The 17,028-nt window shown below is 72.0% G+C and carries 16 protein-coding genes; 8 read left to right on the top strand and 8 right to left on the bottom strand.

Annotated features, from left to right (window positions below; genetic code table 11):
• Positions 1 to 53 precede the first annotated feature (53 nt).
• Together ADL22_RS25870 and ADL22_RS25865 are read left to right on the top strand one after the other, a co-directional pair.
• Positions 54 to 917 (top strand): helix-turn-helix domain-containing protein, encoded by an 864-nt coding sequence (locus ADL22_RS25870; RefSeq protein ID WP_066984566.1) that lies wholly within the window; start codon positions 54 to 56, stop codon positions 915 to 917.
• A 153-nt stretch (positions 918 to 1,070) separates the two neighbouring features.
• Entirely contained in the window at positions 1,071 to 1,718 is a 648-nt protein-coding gene (locus ADL22_RS25865) for a DUF4232 domain-containing protein (protein WP_066984563.1), read from the top strand.
• A gap of 51 nt (positions 1,719 to 1,769) precedes the next feature.
• Here the strand turns inward: ADL22_RS25865 and ADL22_RS25860 are convergent, their stop codons facing one another.
• Positions 1,770 to 3,572 carry an NHL domain-containing thioredoxin family protein gene (locus ADL22_RS25860; RefSeq protein WP_066984560.1) on the bottom strand — a complete coding sequence of 601 codons (1,803 nt, stop codon included), beginning with the start codon at positions 3,570 to 3,572 and terminating at the stop codon, positions 1,770 to 1,772.
• Between the two features lie 64 nt (positions 3,573 to 3,636).
• On the opposite strand from ADL22_RS25860, the gene ADL22_RS25855 reads away from it, so the two are divergent.
• Positions 3,637 to 4,167, top strand: a complete 531-nt coding sequence (locus ADL22_RS25855) for an LURP-one-related/scramblase family protein (RefSeq protein WP_066984556.1) — start codon at positions 3,637 to 3,639, stop codon at positions 4,165 to 4,167.
• A 240-nt stretch (positions 4,168 to 4,407) separates the two neighbouring features.
• Positions 4,408 to 5,232: a maleylpyruvate isomerase family mycothiol-dependent enzyme gene (locus ADL22_RS25850; RefSeq protein ID WP_066984553.1), complete on the top strand. Its 825-nt coding sequence runs from the start codon at positions 4,408 to 4,410 to the stop codon at positions 5,230 to 5,232.
• A 158-nt stretch (positions 5,233 to 5,390) separates the two neighbouring features.
• On the opposite strand, the gene ADL22_RS25845 is transcribed toward ADL22_RS25850, so the two are convergent.
• The 3 genes from ADL22_RS25845 to ADL22_RS36880 all read right to left on the bottom strand — a co-directional run bounded on the left by ADL22_RS25845 (position 5,391) and on the right by ADL22_RS36880 (position 8,421).
• A complete protein-coding gene (locus tag ADL22_RS25845; RefSeq protein WP_066984756.1) occupies positions 5,391 to 6,644 on the bottom strand; it encodes an MFS transporter in 1,254 nt (417 codons plus the stop codon).
• A 92-nt stretch (positions 6,645 to 6,736) separates the two neighbouring features.
• The gene (locus ADL22_RS25840) at positions 6,737 to 7,429 is read right to left on the bottom strand and encodes a GntR family transcriptional regulator (RefSeq protein ID WP_066984758.1); all 693 of its coding nucleotides are present in this window, start codon (positions 7,427 to 7,429) and stop codon (positions 6,737 to 6,739) included.
• A 134-nt stretch (positions 7,430 to 7,563) separates the two neighbouring features.
• Positions 7,564 to 8,421 carry a GNAT family N-acetyltransferase gene (locus tag ADL22_RS36880; RefSeq protein WP_066984550.1) on the bottom strand — a complete coding sequence of 286 codons (858 nt, stop codon included), beginning with the start codon at positions 8,419 to 8,421 and terminating at the stop codon, positions 7,564 to 7,566.
• A 204-nt stretch (positions 8,422 to 8,625) separates the two neighbouring features.
• Between ADL22_RS36880 and ADL22_RS35825 the strand changes: the two genes are divergently transcribed.
• Positions 8,626 to 8,802, top strand: a complete 177-nt coding sequence (locus ADL22_RS35825; RefSeq protein WP_199836374.1) for a hypothetical protein — start codon at positions 8,626 to 8,628, stop codon at positions 8,800 to 8,802.
• A 105-nt stretch (positions 8,803 to 8,907) separates the two neighbouring features.
• Here the strand turns inward: ADL22_RS35825 and ADL22_RS25830 are convergent, their stop codons facing one another.
• From ADL22_RS25830 to pdhA, 3 genes are read right to left on the bottom strand one after another with little or no spacing between them, the layout of a single operon-like run.
• Entirely contained in the window at positions 8,908 to 10,383 is a 1,476-nt protein-coding gene (locus tag ADL22_RS25830; RefSeq protein WP_066984753.1) for a dihydrolipoamide acetyltransferase family protein, read from the bottom strand.
• A 21-nt stretch (positions 10,384 to 10,404) separates the two neighbouring features.
• On the bottom strand, positions 10,405 to 11,388 hold the full coding sequence (locus ADL22_RS25825) for an alpha-ketoacid dehydrogenase subunit beta (RefSeq protein ID WP_066984547.1): 984 nt from the start codon (positions 11,386 to 11,388) through the stop codon (positions 10,405 to 10,407).
• Between the two features lie 2 nt (positions 11,389 to 11,390).
• Positions 11,391 to 12,608, bottom strand: coding sequence for a pyruvate dehydrogenase (acetyl-transferring) E1 component subunit alpha (gene pdhA, locus ADL22_RS25820; RefSeq protein ID WP_066984544.1), 1,218 nt, complete (start codon positions 12,606 to 12,608; stop codon positions 11,391 to 11,393).
• A gap of 324 nt (positions 12,609 to 12,932) precedes the next feature.
• Here pdhA and ADL22_RS25815 point away from each other — a divergent pair, with 324 nt between their 5' ends.
• The 3 genes from ADL22_RS25815 to ADL22_RS25805 all read left to right on the top strand — a co-directional run bounded on the left by ADL22_RS25815 (position 12,933) and on the right by ADL22_RS25805 (position 15,254).
• Positions 12,933 to 13,592 (top strand): response regulator, encoded by a 660-nt coding sequence (locus ADL22_RS25815; protein ID WP_066984541.1) that lies wholly within the window; start codon positions 12,933 to 12,935, stop codon positions 13,590 to 13,592.
• A 149-nt stretch (positions 13,593 to 13,741) separates the two neighbouring features.
• Entirely contained in the window at positions 13,742 to 14,158 is a 417-nt protein-coding gene (locus ADL22_RS25810) for a pyridoxamine 5'-phosphate oxidase family protein (protein ID WP_066984538.1), read from the top strand.
• A 52-nt stretch (positions 14,159 to 14,210) separates the two neighbouring features.
• Positions 14,211 to 15,254, top strand: coding sequence for a phosphotransferase (locus tag ADL22_RS25805; protein WP_066984534.1), 1,044 nt, complete (start codon positions 14,211 to 14,213; stop codon positions 15,252 to 15,254).
• A gap of 41 nt (positions 15,255 to 15,295) precedes the next feature.
• On the opposite strand, the gene ADL22_RS25800 is transcribed toward ADL22_RS25805, so the two are convergent.
• Positions 15,296 to 16,966: a protein kinase domain-containing protein gene (locus tag ADL22_RS25800; protein WP_199836372.1), complete on the bottom strand. Its 1,671-nt coding sequence runs from the start codon at positions 16,964 to 16,966 to the stop codon at positions 15,296 to 15,298.
• Between the last annotated feature and the right edge of the window lie 62 nt (positions 16,967 to 17,028).

Here is a 17,028-nt window from a genome sequence, read left to right as displayed (position 1 = left end):
GGGAGCGGAAGTGCCTCTCGCCGCGGGCCGGTCCGCTGTGCTGCAATCGGCATGTGCCTGGCCATGAACACCGCGCCACCAACATCCGCCGCAAACCTCTGGCCCCGCTCCCCGCCGAACTGTCGGGCCCGGTACGGGACTTCACCACCGCGCTGCGCCGTATGCACGGAGAACTGGGCTACAGCCTCCAGGAGCTGGCGGGCAGACTGCCCGCCAGCCGCTCATCCCTCTCCCGCTATCTGCGCGGCCAGAGCCTGCCGGACGAACGGCTGCTGGTGCAGTGGTGCACGCTCTCGCTCACGGGCGAGGACCGGCTGCCCGCGCTGGTGGAGCTGCTGCACCGCGCCCAGGAGGCAGCGGACGAAGCCCCGGCACCCGCACCGCAATCCCGTACGGAGGACGGACCGGGCCCCGTGGCCATGGCGCCGGACGCCCCGCCGCCCGCACGGCGCCGGCTGCGGCTGCTGCTCGCCGGGGCCGGCACCACCGCCGTGCTCACCGGAGCCGCGTTCGCCGCCCTGGCGCTGACCGGCCCGGACACCTCAAAGGGCCACGGGGACGGCGGCGGCCGGGAGGCGGTCGCCTCGCGCGCGGGCGCGGCCACCGGATCCATCCGGATCACCGTGAACAACGTGGAACAGGTCTGCCGGCACAGCCGTACCGACTACTGCGCGCTCGGCCTGGCGCGCGACCCCTATGCGCCGTATCTGCGGCCCAATGTCGTGGGCCGGGTCTGGCACGGCGAGGTGCTGCGCGCGGTCTGCAAGATCGCTGACGGGGTCTCCCTCACGGACGAGGCGGGCGGCCACAGCAGCATCTGGTTCCGGGTCGAGCACCCCGGCGGGCCGGCCTGGATGCCGGGCATCCGCGTCCGCCCGGAACAGCTCGACGCGCCGCTGCCCCGATGCCGGATGTGACCGGGCCGGGTTTGACCGCGCGGGCCGCGGAAAGACGACCGGGGCCGCGCGGGCCCGCGCACCGGCGGCGGTGCCCGGAGCGGCAGTCGCTAGGGTGGCCGCGCCATGACAGAACCACCGCACTGACCGCAGGACCTACTGGGGGAGCCTTCCATGACCGCACGCCGCACCCGACGCCGCTCCGCCGCGTATGCAGCGCTGGCCCTCGGCCTGGCCGGATCGCTGGCTCTGACCGGCTGCAACGGCTCCGCCAAGTCGAAGAAGAGTTCGTCCTCCTCGTCGTCCAAGAGCACAAAGCGGAAGATCATCGGCGGTGGGACCGCGGCGGCGGGGGCCGGTGCGGGCGCGGCGGCCACCCGCCGGACACCGCCCTGCCCCGTCAGCACGACCCGGCTCAGCTTCTCCCAGCCTTCCGGGCCGAAGGGCTACGTCAGCGTGCGGTACAGGAACGCGTCCAGCACGCTCAGCTGCGTGCTCTACGACGGCCCGCTGCTGTACTTCAGCAAGTCCAAGTCCCCGGTGCCGCTCATGAAGGGGGAGGGCGGCAACGTCCTCACGCTCCGGCCCAAGGGCGTCGCGTACGCGGTCATCCCGACCACCACCCCGGCCGCCAGGGGCACCGAGCACAAGGAGGTCGGCGTGCAGTTCCCGGGCGGGCACCTGGGGAGCCGGACGCCCGATCAGCCGCTGCCCTACGACTTGGCGAAGAAGTACTCCACGGTCTCGGTCGGGCAGAGCCAGATCACCTACTGGTACGGCCTGCTCTCCACGGCCAAGAGGCAGGCCGGCGTCGGCAACTGACCCCGGTGCCGGCCCCTCGCCTGGCGCGGGGGCCGGCACCGCTGGGCGCGGCTACGCGTCCAGACCCGCCAGCACCAGGCCCAGCCGGGCCGTGCCGTCCTCGGTGATCCGGACCGGGACGCCCCAGTCCTGCTGGTGGACATGGCAGGCCGGGTACTCGATGTCCGGGTCGTCGTCGCAGGACGCGGCCATCGCCGAGACGTGCAGCACGCCTTCGGCCACCCCGTCCGCGAGGACCAGGTCCCGCGCCAGATCCGTGCCGGCACCCGCGCCCCCGGCGAGGAGTTCCGGCGGGGTGGCGCTGACCAGCAGCCGGGTCGAGGGGCCGTAGCGGGTGTCGAGCTTCTGGCCCGCAGGGGCCTGGAAGACCACGTCCAGGCGGAGGGTGCCGGGGGCGATATCGGTGGCGGCGCGCTGGGTGCGGTGGGCCACCGCCTCGACGCGGACCGCCTCCTCGGGAAGCCGCAGCCGGGTCAGCCGGTGCCGGGCGGACTCCACCACCACGATGTCGTCGTCGGCGAGCACCGCCGCGGACGGCTCCCGCAGGTCCGTGGCGAGCGTGGTCACCTCGCCGCTCGCCGGGTCGAAACGGCGCAGGGCGTGGTTGTAGGTGTCGGCGACGGCGACCGAGCCATCGGGCAGGGCGGTCACGCCCAGCGGGTGCTGGAGCAGGGCCTGCTCAGCGGCGCCGTCGCGGTGCCCGAAGTCGAAGAGGCCGGTGCCGACGGCCGTACGGACCGCATAGCCGCCGTCCTCGGCGCGCTCGATCCAGCGGACCGCGCTGGTCTCGGAGTCGGCGATCCACAGCCGGTCGCCGGCCGCCGCGAGCCCGGAGGGCTGGGCGAACCACGCCTCGGCGGCGGGGCCGTCGACCAGGCCCTCGTTGGTGGTGCCGGCCGCCACCGCAACCGTGCCGTCGGCCGGGTCGTAGGTCCAGATCTGGTGCACACCGGCCATCGCGATCCACAGCCGGTCCTGCCACCAGGCGAGATCCCACGGGGACGAGAGGTCGACCTCGCGCGCCGGGCCGGCGGTCGGCGAGCCCTGCCACCACTGCTTGCCGGTGCCGGCCACGGTTTCCAGGGCGCCGGTCGCCGGGTCGACGACGCGGATGGCGTGGTTGACGGTGTCCGCGACGGCGACCCGGCCGTCCGGCAGCAGCGCCAGGCCCTGCGGTTCGTTGAACGTGTCGGGGCCCAGGCCGCGCTCGCCGGTCCCGATGCGGCGGAGCACGCGCTCGCCGTCGTCGGCCAGCTCCACCAGCTGGTGCCGGGTGGTGTCGGAGACCAGGAAGGTGCCGCCGGGCAGCCGCACCGCCTTGCCGGGGAAGCGCAGGTCGGTGGCGACCGGCTCCGGCGGGACGTACGGGCCGTCGCCGCGGCGCAGGGTGCCCTTCGCGGTGTGCTCGGTGATCAGCTCCTCGACGAGCGTGCCGAGGGCGTGCGCATGGCCCTCGCCCGCGTGCTGGGCGACGACATACCCCTCGGGGTCGATCACCACCAGGGTCGGCCAGGCGCGGACCGCGTACTGCTTCCAGGTCGCCAGCTCGGGGTCGTCGAGGACCGGGTGCTCGACGCCGTACCGCTCGACGGCGTCCACGACCGCCTGGTGATCGGCCTCGTGGACGAACTTCGGGGAGTGCACACCGATGATCACGACGGTGTCGCGGTGGCGCTCCTCCAGCTCCCGCAGCTCGTCCAGGACGTGCAGGCAGTTCACACAGCAGAACGTCCAGAAATCGAGGATGACAATGCGTCCTCGCAGGTCGGAGAGGGTGAGGTCAGTTCCGCCGGTGTTGAGCCAGCCGCCCTTGCCGATCAGCTCGGGGGCCCGGACGCGCGCACGTGAAGCCATGTGGACATTCAACGTCACTCCGGTGCGCACGCATTCCACAGGGGTCACGGGGAACACGTCACCCATGCTGCAAACCCACGGGGACGCCCCTCCCCGCTCCCGCAAGTACGTCGTGCACGACCGGATCTTCGGCATCGGCGAGGACTACTGGGTGGACGACGAGCACGGGCGGCACGCGTTCCTCGTGGACGGGAAGGCGCTGCGCCTGCGGGAGACCTTCGAGCTCAAGGACACCGAGCGGCGGGTGCTGATCACCATCCGCAAGAAGATGTTCAGCCTGCGCGACGCGATGACCATCGAGCGGGACGATGCGCCGCTGGCCGTCATCCGGCGCAAGCGGCTGTCGCTGCTGCGCCACCACTACCGCGTCGAGCTGGTCGACGGCACCGAGCTGGACGTGAGCGGCAAGATCCTGGACCGCGAGTTCGCGGTCGAGTACGACGGCGAACTGCTCGCCGAGATCTCGCGGCGCTGGCTGACCGTCCGCGACACCTACGGCGTCAATGTCATCCGGGACGACGCGGACCCGGCGCTGCTGATCGCCGTGGCGGTCTCGGTGATCCGGATGGCGGAGCGGGAGCGCGAGGGCGACTGAGGCAGGCTCCGGAGAGGGCCGCCAAACGCCTTGCGGACAGCGGAATTTGACCGGTTTCACCGGCTCCGCACCAATCGGTGGCGGCGAATCGCGCACACTACCACCGGCAGCGCTTTCGAACGGCTCGGCCGTCGAACATCCGCCTACGATGGTCACCCGAAAGCACTGCCGGGGTGCCCGTGCGCAGCGTAACTTAACTGCACAGACAGCAGCCCGCGTACGAACCGTTCGAGGGGTCCCGTGACCGTCCATCCCAGCCTTCAGTCCTCCATCGACGCCTGGACGCATTCCATAGAAGCGATAACCGAGCTGGTGACGCCGCTCGTCGAGGGCGAGTGGAACAGGGCGACGGACCTGCCAGGATGGTCCGTGCGCGACATCGTCTCCCATGTCATCGGTCTGGAATGCGAGATGCTGGGCGACCCTCGGCCGATCCACACGCTGCCGCGCGACCTCTACCACGTACGCAGCGAGTCGGCCCGGCGGATGGAGGTCCAGGTCGACGTCCGCCGGCACCACACCGCGCCGGAGATGCTCAGCGAGCTCGAATACACCATCATCCGCCGCTCCCGGCAGCTGCGGAACGAAACCCGGCAGCCGGACACCATCATCCGCAGCCCGCTCGATGAGGACCGCACCCTCGAATTCGTCCTGGACCTGCGGGCGTTCGACGTCTGGGTGCATGAGCAGGACCTGCGCCGGGCGCTCGGCAAGCCCGGCAACCTCGACTCGCCCGGCGCGCTGGTGACCCGCGATCTGCTGGTGCGGCTGCTGCCCGGCGTCGTCGCCAACAGGGCGAAGGCACCGGCCCGTTCGACGGTGGTCTTCGACATCAGCGGCCCGGTGGAGTTCATGCGCACGGTCCGGATCGACGCCGAGGGGAAGGCCACCATCGACGGCAGCGTGTCCCTGGGCCCGACGGTGACGCTCGCGATGGACTGGGACGCCTTCCACCGGCTGGCCTGCGGCCGGATCCGCCCGGCGGCCCTTGCCGAGCAGATCAAGATCGACGGTGACCAGGAGCTGGCCCAGGCGATCCTCGACAACCTCGCGGTGACGCCGTAACGGCAGCCGCCGGGCCGGACGGTGAGCCGAGGAGTTCCCTGTTTCACGTGAAACGGGATCGATCCTTGGTTTCACGTGAAACATGTGCCGTGGTTTCACGTGAAACATCGCCCCCTGTTTCACGTGAAACCATCGCTCGGCCCGCCCTCTTCGGCGCGTCAGGCCGGGACGTGAACCGCCTCGACCCTGCTGACGATCAGCCGCTCACGCTCACGCCGCGCCGCGCGCCGGCGCAACCGCAGGATCTGCGAGACGCCGAGCACCTCCAGCACGAAGACCGAGGCGAAGGCGATCCGGTAGTTGTCGCCGGTCGCGTCGAGCAGGACGCCGACGGCGAGCAGGGTGGTCATCGAGGCGGTGAAGCCGCCCATGTTGACGATGCCGGAGGCGGTGCCCTGGCGCTCCGGCGGGTTGGCCGGCCGGGCGAAGTCGAAGCCGATCATCGACGCGGGGCCGCAGGCGCCCAGCACCAGGCAGAGCGCGATCAGCAGCCCCATCGGCGCGTGCGCGGCCGGCCAGCACAGGGTGAGCGCCCACAGCAGGGCGGTCGCCACGACGGTGCCCAGCGCCAGCGGCATGCGGGCCGCGTGGTGGCGGGCGATGACCTGCCCGTAGACCAGGCCCACGGCCATGTTGGAGAGGACCACGAGGGTCAGCAGCTCACCGGCCGTACCCCGGGAGAGTCCCTGCGCCTCGACGAGGAACGGCAGCCCCCACAGCAGCAGGAAGACCATCGCCGGGAACTGCGTGGTGAAGTGCACCCACATGCCCAGCCGCGTCCCGGGCTCGCGCCAGGCGTCGGCGATCTGTCGGCGGACGAAGCCGGCGCCGCTGTGCTCGCGCGGCGCGGGCGGCGGGGCGAAGCCCTCGGGGTGGTCCTTGAGGAAGAGCAGCAGCAGGACCAGGACAGCGATACCGCCCAGGGCGCTGCCGGCGAAGGTCGTCGTCCAGCCGAAGGTGTGCAGCAGCCGGGCGAGGACCAGCGTGGAGATCAGGTTGCCGGCCATCCCGACCAGGGCGGCGATCTGCGCGATCATCGGCCCGCGGCGGGCAGGGAACCAGCGGGCGCCCAGCCGCAGCACGCTGATGAAGGTCATGGCGTCACCGCAGCCGAGCAGCGCGCGTGAGCCGAGCGCCATGGCGTACGACTCGGAGAACGCGAAGCCGAACTGGCCGGCGGTGTAGAGGACCACGCCGAGGGTCAGGACCTTCTTTGCGCCCAGCCGGTCGACCAGCAGGCCGACGGGTATCTGCATCCCCGCGTAGACCAGCAGCTGCAGGATCGAGAAGGTGGACAGCGCGGAGGCGTTGATGTGGAAGCGGTGCGCGGCGTCCAGGCCGGCCACGCCGAGACTGGTGCGGTAGGTGATCGCGACGAAGTAGACGGCGACGCCGATGCCCCAGACCGCCATGGCCTTGCGGCCACCGGGCGGATCCGAGGGCAGCAGCCGGGCGCCGCCCCCGCCTATGCCGCCGCTCCCGGCGGCGCGCTCGGCACTGCCGCTCATCGCTCATCCCCCTGTGCCAGGTGGCGGACCCAGCTGACGTGGCGGTGCACGGCCTCGGTGGCCGCCTCGGCGTCACCGGCCCGGAGCGCCTCCAGGATCTCGGTGTGCTCGGCGATGTTCTTGGCGATCCGGTCGGGGTGGGCGTGCATGACCGCGACGCCCATCCGCAGCTGGCGGTCGCGCAGCTGCTCGTAGAGCCGGTCCAGGATCTGGTTGCCGGCGCTGCGCACGATGGCGGCGTGGAACGCGCGGTCGGTGACCGACACGGCGGCCAGATCGCCCGCCTCGGCCTGCTCCCGCATGGTCTCCACCAGGCGGCTCAGCTCGCCGATCAGCGCCTCCGGCGCGGGGACGGCCTTGGCCGCCGCGTGCTTCTCGACCAGCAGCCGGGTCTCGACGACATCCGCGATCTCCTGCGCGGATACCGGCAGGACCAGGGCGCCCTTCTTGGGGTAGAGCTTGATCAGCCCTTCGACCTCCAGCCGCAGCAGCGCCTCGCGCACCGGGGTGCGGGAGACGCCCACGGCGTCGGCGAGCTCGCCTTCGGTGAGCAGCATGCCGCCCTCGTAGCGACGCTGGAGGACGGCGTCCTTGATGTGGGTGTAGACCCGCTCGGCGGCGGGCGGCTGTTTGGCGGGGACGGTACCGGTCTCCCTTGTGGGGACGGCGGGCAGGGACGCTGATGGCATGCGCACAGGATAGATACAACAGGTATGCGACCGACACGTCATTCCGGGATGCGGACGATCAACAGGTGCGTTTGTCCTGGTAGAGACGTTTTGGGGGCCGACCGAGGCCCCGGCGGGGCACGGCCGGCCCGTGGTCAGCCGCGCATCCGGCCCTGGGCGACCAGCCGGTCGGCCACCTGGCGGTGGGCGGGCGCGCAGCGCGTACGGCATTCCTCGCGGTCGAACCAGGCGTACTCGGCGATCTCCCGGCCGGGAACGGGGTCGATGTCCTGGGGGCCGCCGGTGAAGCACGTCATGTGCAGCCGCCGGCCGTTCTTGCCGTGCGCCACGTCGTGGACGACGAACGCCTCGGTGAAGTCCCCGGCAGGGATCCGCAGCCCCAGCTCCTCGGACAGCTCACGGGACAGCGCCTCCCGCGCGGTCTCCCCCGCCTCGTACTTGCCGCCCGGGAGGTAGAAGGTGTCGTTGCCCCGCGTCCGCACGCTCAGCAGCCGCCCGTCGCGCACATGCAGCCAGGCCACCGACCGCAGCGGCGCCTCCCGCTCCACGGCGAGCAGCGGCCGGCCGGTCTGCTCGTCGATCCGCCGCCCGGATCCGGTGAAGCCGAGACGGGCGTAGAAGCGGCGGGCGCGGTCGTTCTCCTCGAAGACCTCCAGCCGCAGCGCGCCGTACCGCGCGGCCGCGTGCTCCACCAGTTGCCGGCCGATGCCCGCGCCCTGCGCCTCCGGCGCCACGAACAGCCCGCCGATCTCGACCCCGCCGTCGGGTTCCCGCCCGTCCAGCATCCCCAGCAGCCCGACGACGGCCCCCTCGCATTCGGCGACCCAGTTCTCCGCCTGGACGAGGTAGACCTCGCGGAGGACCCGGGCCCGCTCTCCCTCGCCCTCACCCTCGATGAAGGGATGGGCCTGCTTCGACGCCCTGGACCACAGGTCGCACACCGCGTCCCGGTCGGCTTCGTGGTACCGCCGGATGATCGTTTCGCTGCTCATTCCGCCGACCGTAAGCAGCCGGGACGGCGGCGGCAAACCCTTTGCCGGGTGGTGCCCCTCTGACGAAAGGGGGACCCGAGAGGGAGTCGCGGTCCGACTCAAGGTGGACCCGAGTCCGTACCTGACGCGTAGGGAACGCCCGGAATTCCATGGGTGAATGGAGCCAGGGAGCCGTGAGCGCCAGCAGGACTAGGGGAGTTGACCATGCAGACCAGGACGAACACCGGCCGCCGCACCCGCCACGCCGTCGTACTGGCCCTGATCGCCGCGACCGTCTGGGCGGGCGCCGCCGTCATCCGCGGCGCCGGGCAGCCCGATCCGTCCGCGCCGACCGGCCCGGTGGCGCATCTGAGCCGCGTGGTCGATCTCATCCGGGGCTGAGCAACGGCGAGGGGCGATGTTTCACGTGAAACGCACCGACCGTTTCACGTGAAACATCGCCCCCGCTGCCGTCGCGGGCCGGCCTCATCGGCCGGCCCGGGCGGCTCAGCCCCAGGTGATCAGCCGCTTGGGCCGCTCCAGGATCGCCCCGATGTCCGCGAGCAGCTTGGACCCCAGCTCACCGTCGATCAGGCGGTGGTCGAAGGAGAGCGCGAGGGTGGTGACCTGGCGCGGCTTGACCTTGCCCTTGTGGACCCACGGCTGGAGCTTGATCCCGCCGAAGGCGAGGATCGCCGACTCCCCCGGGTTGAGGATCGGCGTGCCGGTGTCGACCCCGAAGACGCCGACGTTGGTGATGGTGACCGTGCCGCCGGACATCGCCGCCGGAGAGGTCTTGCCCTCGCGCGCGGTGGCCACCAGCTCGCCCAGCTCCGCGGCGAGCTGCGGCAGCGTCTTGACCCCGGCGTCCTTGATGTTCGGGACGATCAGGCCGCGCGGAGTGGCCGCCGCGATGCCGAGGTTGATGTAGTCCTTGTAGACGATCTCCTGAGCGGCCTCGTCCCAGGCGGCGTTGGCCTCCGGGTGGCGCTTGAGGGCGACCAGGAACGCCTTGGCGACCAGCAGCAGCGGGTTGACCCGCAGCCCGGCCAGGTCCGGGTCCTGCTTCAGCTCCTGGACGAGCTTCATGGTGCGGGTCACGTCGACGGTGAGGAACTCCGTGACGTGCGGCGCGGTGAAGGCGCTGGCGACCATCGCCTGAGCGGTGGCCTTGCGGACGCCCTTGACCGGCACCCGCCGCTCGCGGGACGCGTCGAAGCCGCCCGCGGGTGCGGCGGTTCCGGCCGGAGCGGGCGCTCCGGCGGGAGCGGTGGCCGGCACGGCCTCGGCCGGCGCAGCGGCCGCGTACACGTCGTCGCGGGTGATGGTGCCGTCCGGCCCGGTCGGGGCGACCGTCGCCAGGTCGATGCCCAGGTCCTTGGCGAGCTTGCGGACCGGGGGCTTGGCCAGCGGCCGTCCGGCGGCCGGCGGGGTCGGCGCGGTGGGCGCGGCCGGGGCGGGTACGGAGACGGCGGGCACGGCGGGCGCCACCGGAGCGGCCGCCGGGGCCGGCGCGGTCCGCCCGTTCAGCTCCGCCTGGAGGCCCGCGGCCACCGCCGGCTGCGGCTTGCGCGCCCGGCGCTTGGTCGAGGACGGCGCGGCGCCGTAGCCGACCAGCACCGCCTGCCGGCCCTGCGGCTCGGCGTCCTCCTCGGCCGGTCCGGCGGGCGCCGCCGCGGCGGCCCCCTCCTGGACGGGTCCGGCACCCGGGTCGGTGTCGACCGAGATGATGACCGTGCCGACGTCGACGGTGGTGCCCTCGTCGAAGTTCAGCGTGTGCACCACCCCGTCGTAGGGGATGGGGAGTTCGACGGCGGCCTTGGCGGTCTCGACCTCGCAGACGACCTGGCCGTCGGTGACGGTGTCACCGGGCCGGACGTACCACTTGAGGATCTCTGCCTCGGTGAGGCCCTCGCCCACATCGGGCATCTTGAACTCGCGGATGCGCTGCGTGTTCGCCGCGCCGGCGGTCCCTGCAGTCATGGTCACGACTCTCCTCAGCCCTCAGTACGCCAGCGCGCGGTCAACGGCGTCGAGCACCCGGTCCAGTCCCGGAAGGTACTCGTCCTCCACCCTGGACGGCGGGTAGGGGGCGTGGAAGCCGCCGACCCGCAGCACCGGTGCCTCCAGGTGGTAGAAGCAGCGCTCGGTGATCCGGGCGGCGATCTCCGCACCCGAGCCGAGGAAGACCGGGGCCTCGTGGACCACGACCAGCCGGCCGGTCTTCTCGACCGAGGACTGCACGGTGTCGAAGTCGATCGGGGAGATCGAGCGCAGGTCCACGACCTCGACCGACTTGCCCTCCTCGGCCGCGACCTTGGCGACGTCCTCGCAGACCTTCACCATCGGGCCGTAGGCGGCCAGCGTGAGGTCCGAACCGGGCCGGGTGATCCGGGCCTTGTGCAGCGGGTCCGGGATCGACTCGGTGTCCAGGCGCGACTTGTCGTGGTAGCGGCGCTTGGGCTCGAAGTAGATGACCGGGTCGTCCCCGGCGATGGCCTGCTGGAGCATCCAGTAGGCGTCCGAGGAGTTCGACGGCGAGACGACCTTCAGGCCCGCGACGTGCGCGAACAGCGCCTCGGGGGACTCGGAGTGGTGCTCGACCGCGCCGATGCCGCCCGCGTACGGGATGCGGATGACGACCGGCACCTTGACCTTGCCGAGCGCCCGGGCGTGCATCTTCGCGAGCTGGGTGACGATCTGGTCGTAGGCGGGGAAGACGAAGCCGTCGAACTGGATCTCGGCGACCGGGCGGTAGCCGCGCAGGGCCAGGCCGATCGCGGTGCCGATGATCCCGGACTCGGCCAGCGGGGTGTCGATCACCCGCTCCTCGCCGAAGTCCTTCTGCAGCCCGTCGGTGACGCGGAAGACGCCGCCGAGCTTGCCGACGTCCTCGCCCATGACGAGGACCTTGGGGTCGGCCTCCATGGAGGCCCGCAGCGACGCGTTGATCGCCTTGGCGATGGTGATCTTTTCGTGGACGGCCATGGTCAGTTCCCCTCCGCGGCGGCATCGGCGTCGGCGAACGACGCCTGGTACGCGGCGAACTGCGCGCGCTCCTCGTCGACGAGCGCGTGCCCGTCGGCATAGACATTGTCGAAGATCGACATGGGGTCCGGGTCGGGCATCGACCGGACGGCCTCGCGGACCCGCTTGCCCAGGGCCTCGCTCTCCTCGTCGACCGCCGTGAAGTACCCCTCGTCGGCCAGGCCCTCGGCCTCCAGATACCGCCGCAGCCGCAGGATCGGGTCCTTGGCCTCCCAGGCCAGGGTCTCCTCGTCGGCGCGGTACCGCGTCGGGTCGTCGGAGGTGGTGTGGGCGCCCATGCGGTAGGTGAACGCCTCGATGAGCATCGGGCCCTCGCCGGAGCGCGCCCGGTCCAGCGCCGCCTTGGTCACCGCCAGGCAGGCCAGCACGTCGTTGCCGTCGACGCGTACGCCGGGGAAGCCGTAGCCCCGGGCGCGCTGGTAGAGGGGGACGCGGGTCTGCTTCTCGGTGGGCTCGGAAATCGCCCACTGGTTGTTCTGGCAGAAGAAGACGACCGGGGCGTTGTAGACCGCGGAGAAGGTGAAGGATTCGGCGACATCGCCCTGGCTGGAGGCGCCGTCACCGAAATACGCGATGACCGCGGAATCCGCGCCGTCCTTCTGCACGCCCATCGCGTAGCCGGTCGCGTGCAGCGTCTGCGACCCGATGACGATGGTGTAGAGGTGGAAGTTGTTGCTGTTGGGGTCCCAGCCGCCGTTGTTGACGCCGCGGAACATCCCCAGCAGGTTCGTCGGGTCGACGCCGCGGCACCACGCCACGCCGTGCTCCCGGTAGGTGGGGAACACGTAGTCGTCGTCGCGCAGCGCCCGGCCGGAGCCGATCTGCGCGGCTTCCTGGCCCAGCAGCGAGGCCCACAGGCCCAGTTCCCCCTGGCGCTGGAGGGTGGTCGCCTCGGCGTCGAACCGCCGGGTCAGCACCATGTCGCGGTACAGACCGCGCAGTTCCCCGGGGGTGAGGTCGATCGCGTAGTCCGGGTGCTCGACCCGCTTCCCTTCCGGGGTCAGCAGTTGTACGAGCTGGTCGTGCTCCGCCTCGTCCGGCCGGACGCCGTTCCGGTCCTTGGACGGCGACGCCTTTTTCGCCGGCGCCGCCTTTTTGGCGGTGGTGCGCTTGCTGCCGCCGCGGGCGGTTTTCCGCTCGGCAGTGCCTTCCACGGTCACGTGCTGCTCCTCCGTCTGTCCGGCCCCCGGGGTCCGCCGGTGGCCGTTGCGGCTCACCCGGTATCCGATACGGCGCACGGGGTGTGTGCGAACGCGGCCGGATCCGGGTGGAACAAAGCGCCCCGGAGTGGCCTGCTCATTGCACGTTACCCATTGTCAAAGCCGAAGTGGAAATGGCGCTGACCTGCGATTTTGCTTGGATTTCCAAGTAAATCGCGAAGGCTGGGAACAACTCCTGGTCACAGCGTTGCAGGCCGCCGGGACAACGGCACGTTATATCGGTGACCTGGAGCACGGGAAGAGTCGATGTGTGAGACTGGGAAGGTGCGCGAAGACGGAAAAATCACGGTTTTCCTGCTCGATGACCACGAAGTGGTCCGGCGGGGCGTCCACGAAATGCTCTCGGTCGAGGACGACATCGAGGTGGTCGGCGAGGCCGGCACCGCGGCCGACGCGCTGGTCAGGATCCCCGCGACCCGTCCGGACGTGGCCGTGCTCGACGTCCGGCTCCCGGACGGCAGCGGTGTGGAGGTCTGCCGCGAAGTCCGGTCGCAGAACGAGGACATCCGCTGCCTGATGCTCACCTCGTTCGCCGACGACGAGGCCCTCTTCGACGCGATCATGGCCGGTGCGTCCGGTTATGTCCTCAAGGCCATCCGCGGCAACGAACTCCTCTCCGCCGTACGGGACGTGGCGGCCGGGAAGTCGCTGCTCGACCCGGTGGCCACCGCCCGCCTCCTGGAGCGGCTCCGCGACGGCAACGCCGCCAAGGGCGACGACCGGCTGGCGAACCTCACCGACCAGGAGCGCAGGATCCTCGATCTGATCGGCGAGGGACTGACCAATCGCGCGATCGGCGAACGGCTCCACCTCGCCGAGAAAACGATCAAGAATTACGTTTCCAGCCTGCTGTCGAAACTCGGCATGGAACGCCGCTCGCAGGCCGCCGCCTATGTCGCCCGGATGCAGGCCGAACGGCGCTGAGCGGCCCATAAGCGGCGCTGACCAGGCGGAATAGGCGTGACGCGAACGCGGAATCGGCAATTCCACGGTGCCGCGGCCGGGACCAACGTCCCGCCGGTCCGGGGCCGCCGCCCCTACTCCCCGCGCGGCCGGCCGGGCAGGCTGGCTCCATGCCCAGCGACGACTCCCGCGCCCTTGCGCTGCTGAGCCGCACGCCCTACGGCCGGGTGTCGGCCAGCCGGCGGGCCCTGCCCTTCACCGCCGTCACCCGGCACATCGTCACCGGCGGCCGGGTGGTCCTGCGGCTGCACCGCGGCTACGGCTACCACCGGGCGCTGGACGGCAGCGTGGTCGCCTACGAGGCCGACAACGCCAACAGCGGGGCCCCCGACACCTGGTCGGTGCAGGTCACCGGCACCGCCCGGACCACCGAACCGGCCGCGGCCGAGCGGGAGCTGTTCGGCCGCACCCCGCGGCTGGCCGACGGGGACCCGTTCGACCCGGTCTTCCTGCGGATCGACCCGGAATTCGTGACCCTGCACCACCTCACGGACGTACCGGTCGCCGCCTATGCGCACCCTCTGTAAGGCTTTCCGCCACACCCACTCCACTGGGCGAAGTTGATCTAACATCTGGCGCGTGCTGCGCTCATCTGTAGTCCGGTCGGCGGTGACGCCCGACCGCGACACCCTCGGATCCCTGCTGCGCCACTACGGCCGTGCCGGGGCGCCGCTGTCCTGCGAGCCGGTCGCCGAGGGCCTGCTCAACCACGGCTACTTCCTCGCCACCACCCGCGGCCGCTACTTCCTCAAGCACCACCTCGACGGGGACCGCGCCGCCCTCACCCGCCAGCACCGCGCCACCCGCCGGCTCGCCGGGCTCGGCCTGCCGGTCGTCCCGCCCGTGACGGGCGACGACGGGCGGACCGTCACCGTGCTGGACGGCCGGTACTACGCCCTGCACCCCTGGATCGAGGGCCGGCACCTGACCGGCACCGAGCTCACCGAGGGCCAGTCGCGCCGGCTCGGCGCCCTGCTCGGGCTCGTCCACACCACACTGGCGGAGGTCATGGCCGACGAGCCGGCCCCGCCGCGGCCGCCCGGCACCGACGCCGCCGCCGACCCCGAGCGGACCTTCGAGACGATCGAGGAGCTGCTGGTGCTGGCGCGCGAGGCCCGCCCGCGCACCAGCTTCGACGAGCTGGCCGAGCACCGCCTCCTGGAGCGGCGGACGCTGCTGGAGCGGCAGGCGCACCGCCGTCCGGCGCCCGGCGCGGAACCGGCCGCGGGGTGGGTGCACGGGGACTTCCACCCGCTGAACGTGCTCTACCGCGGCACCGAACCGGCCGCGATCGTCGACTGGGACCGGCTGGGCGTCCAGCCCCGCGCCGAGGAGGCGGTGCGCGCCGCCGCGATCTTCTTCGTCCGCCCCTGCGGGACCCTGGACCTGGCCAAGGTCGCCGCGTACGCGAGCGCCTACCGCAGCGTGTGCGGCGCGGGTGCCGAGGAGCTGGCCGCCGCCGTGCACCGGGTGTGGTGGGAGCGGCTGAACGACTTCTGGATGCTGACCTGGCGCTACCGGCTCGGCGACCGCCGCACCGATCCGCAGTTCCCCGCGGCGGCGGCGCTGGCGGTGTGGTGGACCCGCGCCTATCCGGCCGTGCGGAAGGCGTTCACGGGCTGACCGCCCGGGCCGGCGGCCTTCGGCGGCCGGCCCGCTGCCGGTCAGCCGCCGGTGGTGCCGCCCAGCGGCGTCCCGCCGTTGGTGGAGCCGCCGCTGCTCGTGCCGCCGGTGTTCGTGCCACCGGTGTTCGTGCCGCCGGTATTCGTGCCACCGCTGTTGGTCCCACCGGTGTTCGTCCCGCCGGTGTTCGTCCCGCCGTCCGACGTGCCGCCGGTGTTCGTGCCGCCGCCGGTGTCCGTGCCGCCGGTCGTCGTGCCGCCGGTGGTGCCGGTCGGCGGCTCCGAGGTCGGGGGCTGCGAGGTGGGCGGCTCGGACGAGGGCGGGGTGCTGGGCTGGTGGCTCGGCCGGTGGGTGTAGGTGTTCCCGCCGCCGGTGCTGCCGCCCGGGTACGTCTCGGGGCTGCTCGGCTCGTCCGTCGGCGGCTCGGTGGTCTCGTCGGACTGCGAGGGCGACGGGGACTGGGTGACCGGGGTCTGCTTCTTGTGGCCCGGGCCATTGGTGTTCTGGAGCGCGAAGGCGACGCCCACGCCGATGGCGATCAGCGCCAGCAGCGCGATCAGCCAGACCTTGCCGCGGCCGCTCCGGGACTGGCGGTACCCGCCCTCGTAACCGCCGTCGTCGTCCCGCATCCCGGGCGTGAGGATCGGCTGCGCCGTGGTCTGCCCGGCGCCGGGGTGGGGCAGCGCGGTGGTCTCGGCGGCGCCGCCACCGCGCAGCGCCATGGTGTGGCCGCCCTCGGGCAGCGCGACCGGGCCGGTGTTCCATGTGCCGGTGTGGCCGCCCTGCTCGTGCAGCATCTGCAGCGAGTACTGGACCAGCCCGCGCATCTCCTCGGCGGTCTGGAACCGGTCGTCGGGGTCCTTGGCCAGCGACCGCATGACCAGGCCGTCCAGCTCCGGCGGCACCGACTCGGCGACCTGGGAGGGCGGCACCGGCATGTCCTGGACGTGCTGGTAGACGACGGAGAGCGGGGTCTCGCCGGTGAACGGCGGCCGCTGGGTGAGGAGTTCGTACAGCAGGCAGCCGGTGGCGTACAGGTCGGAACGGGTGTCGACGGTCTTGCCGAGCGCCTGCTCCGGGGAGAGGTACTGCGGGGTGCCCATGACCATGCCGGTCTGGGTCATGGTCGACTGCGCGCCGTGCAGCGCGCGGGCGATGCCGAAGTCCATCACCTTCACGGCGCCGCTGTTGGTGATGATCACGTTCGCGGGCTTGATGTCGCGGTGCACGATGCCGTGCTGGTGGCTGTAGGCGAGCGCCTCCAGCACCCCGGAGACGATGATCAGCGCCTGGTCCGGCGGCGGGGCGTCGGCGTTGAGCAGCAGATCGCGGATGGTGTGGCCCTCGACCAGCTCCATCACGATGTACGGGACGGTGCTGCCGCCGACGTAGTCCTCGCCGGAGTCGTACACCGCGACCACCGCGTGGTGGTTCAGCCCGGCCACCGACTGCGCCTCGCGCGTGAAGCGGGCCTTGGACACCGGGTCCTCGGCGAGGTCGGCGCGCAGCAGCTTCACGGCGACGGTGCGGCCCAGGCGGACGTCCTCGGCGGCGAACACCTCCGCCATACCGCCCCGGCCCAGCCGGCGCGTGAGCCGGTAGCGGCCGTCGCCGACCAGTCCGCCGTTGCCCCACATCTCCGGTGCGTCGGGGACGTTGGAGCCGGTGGCGTCAGGATCGGACGGCCCCTGGGGGCGCTGCGTCGGTGCCATCGGTCCTCGCCGTCGAATCGATCCGCGTTGCAGCGGTAAGGTCTCGGTCTTCGCTAGAGCAC

This window comes from Streptomyces sp. NRRL F-4489 (genome assembly GCF_001509485.1).
GTDB lineage: Bacteria > Actinomycetota > Actinomycetes > Streptomycetales > Streptomycetaceae > Streptomyces.
The sequence above is the reverse complement of the archived record's forward strand: the minus strand, read 5'-3'. Positions and strand labels throughout refer to the sequence as shown.

Coding starts and splice junctions, on each gene's coding strand:
- ADL22_RS25865 (WP_066984563.1), top strand. CDS start 1,071: ATGACCGCACGCCGCACCCGACGCCGCTCCGCCGCGTATGCAGCGCTG.
- ADL22_RS25860 (WP_066984560.1), bottom strand. CDS start 3,572: ATGGCTTCACGTGCGCGCGTCCGGGCCCCCGAGCTGATCGGCAAGGGC.
- ADL22_RS25855 (WP_066984556.1), top strand. CDS start 3,637: ATGCTGCAAACCCACGGGGACGCCCCTCCCCGCTCCCGCAAGTACGTC.
- ADL22_RS25845 (WP_066984756.1), bottom strand. CDS start 6,644: ATGGCGGTCTGGGGCATCGGCGTCGCCGTCTACTTCGTCGCGATCACC.
- ADL22_RS25840 (WP_066984758.1), bottom strand. CDS start 7,429: ATGCCATCAGCGTCCCTGCCCGCCGTCCCCACAAGGGAGACCGGTACC.
- ADL22_RS36880 (WP_066984550.1), bottom strand. CDS start 8,421: ATGAGCAGCGAAACGATCATCCGGCGGTACCACGAAGCCGACCGGGAC.
- ADL22_RS35825 (WP_199836374.1), top strand. CDS start 8,626: ATGCAGACCAGGACGAACACCGGCCGCCGCACCCGCCACGCCGTCGTA.
- ADL22_RS25830 (WP_066984753.1), bottom strand. CDS start 10,383: ATGACTGCAGGGACCGCCGGCGCGGCGAACACGCAGCGCATCCGCGAG.
- ADL22_RS25825 (WP_066984547.1), bottom strand. CDS start 11,388: ATGGCCGTCCACGAAAAGATCACCATCGCCAAGGCGATCAACGCGTCG.
- ADL22_RS25810 (WP_066984538.1), top strand. CDS start 13,742: ATGCCCAGCGACGACTCCCGCGCCCTTGCGCTGCTGAGCCGCACGCCC.
- ADL22_RS25800 (WP_199836372.1), bottom strand. CDS start 16,966: ATGGCACCGACGCAGCGCCCCCAGGGGCCGTCCGATCCTGACGCCACC.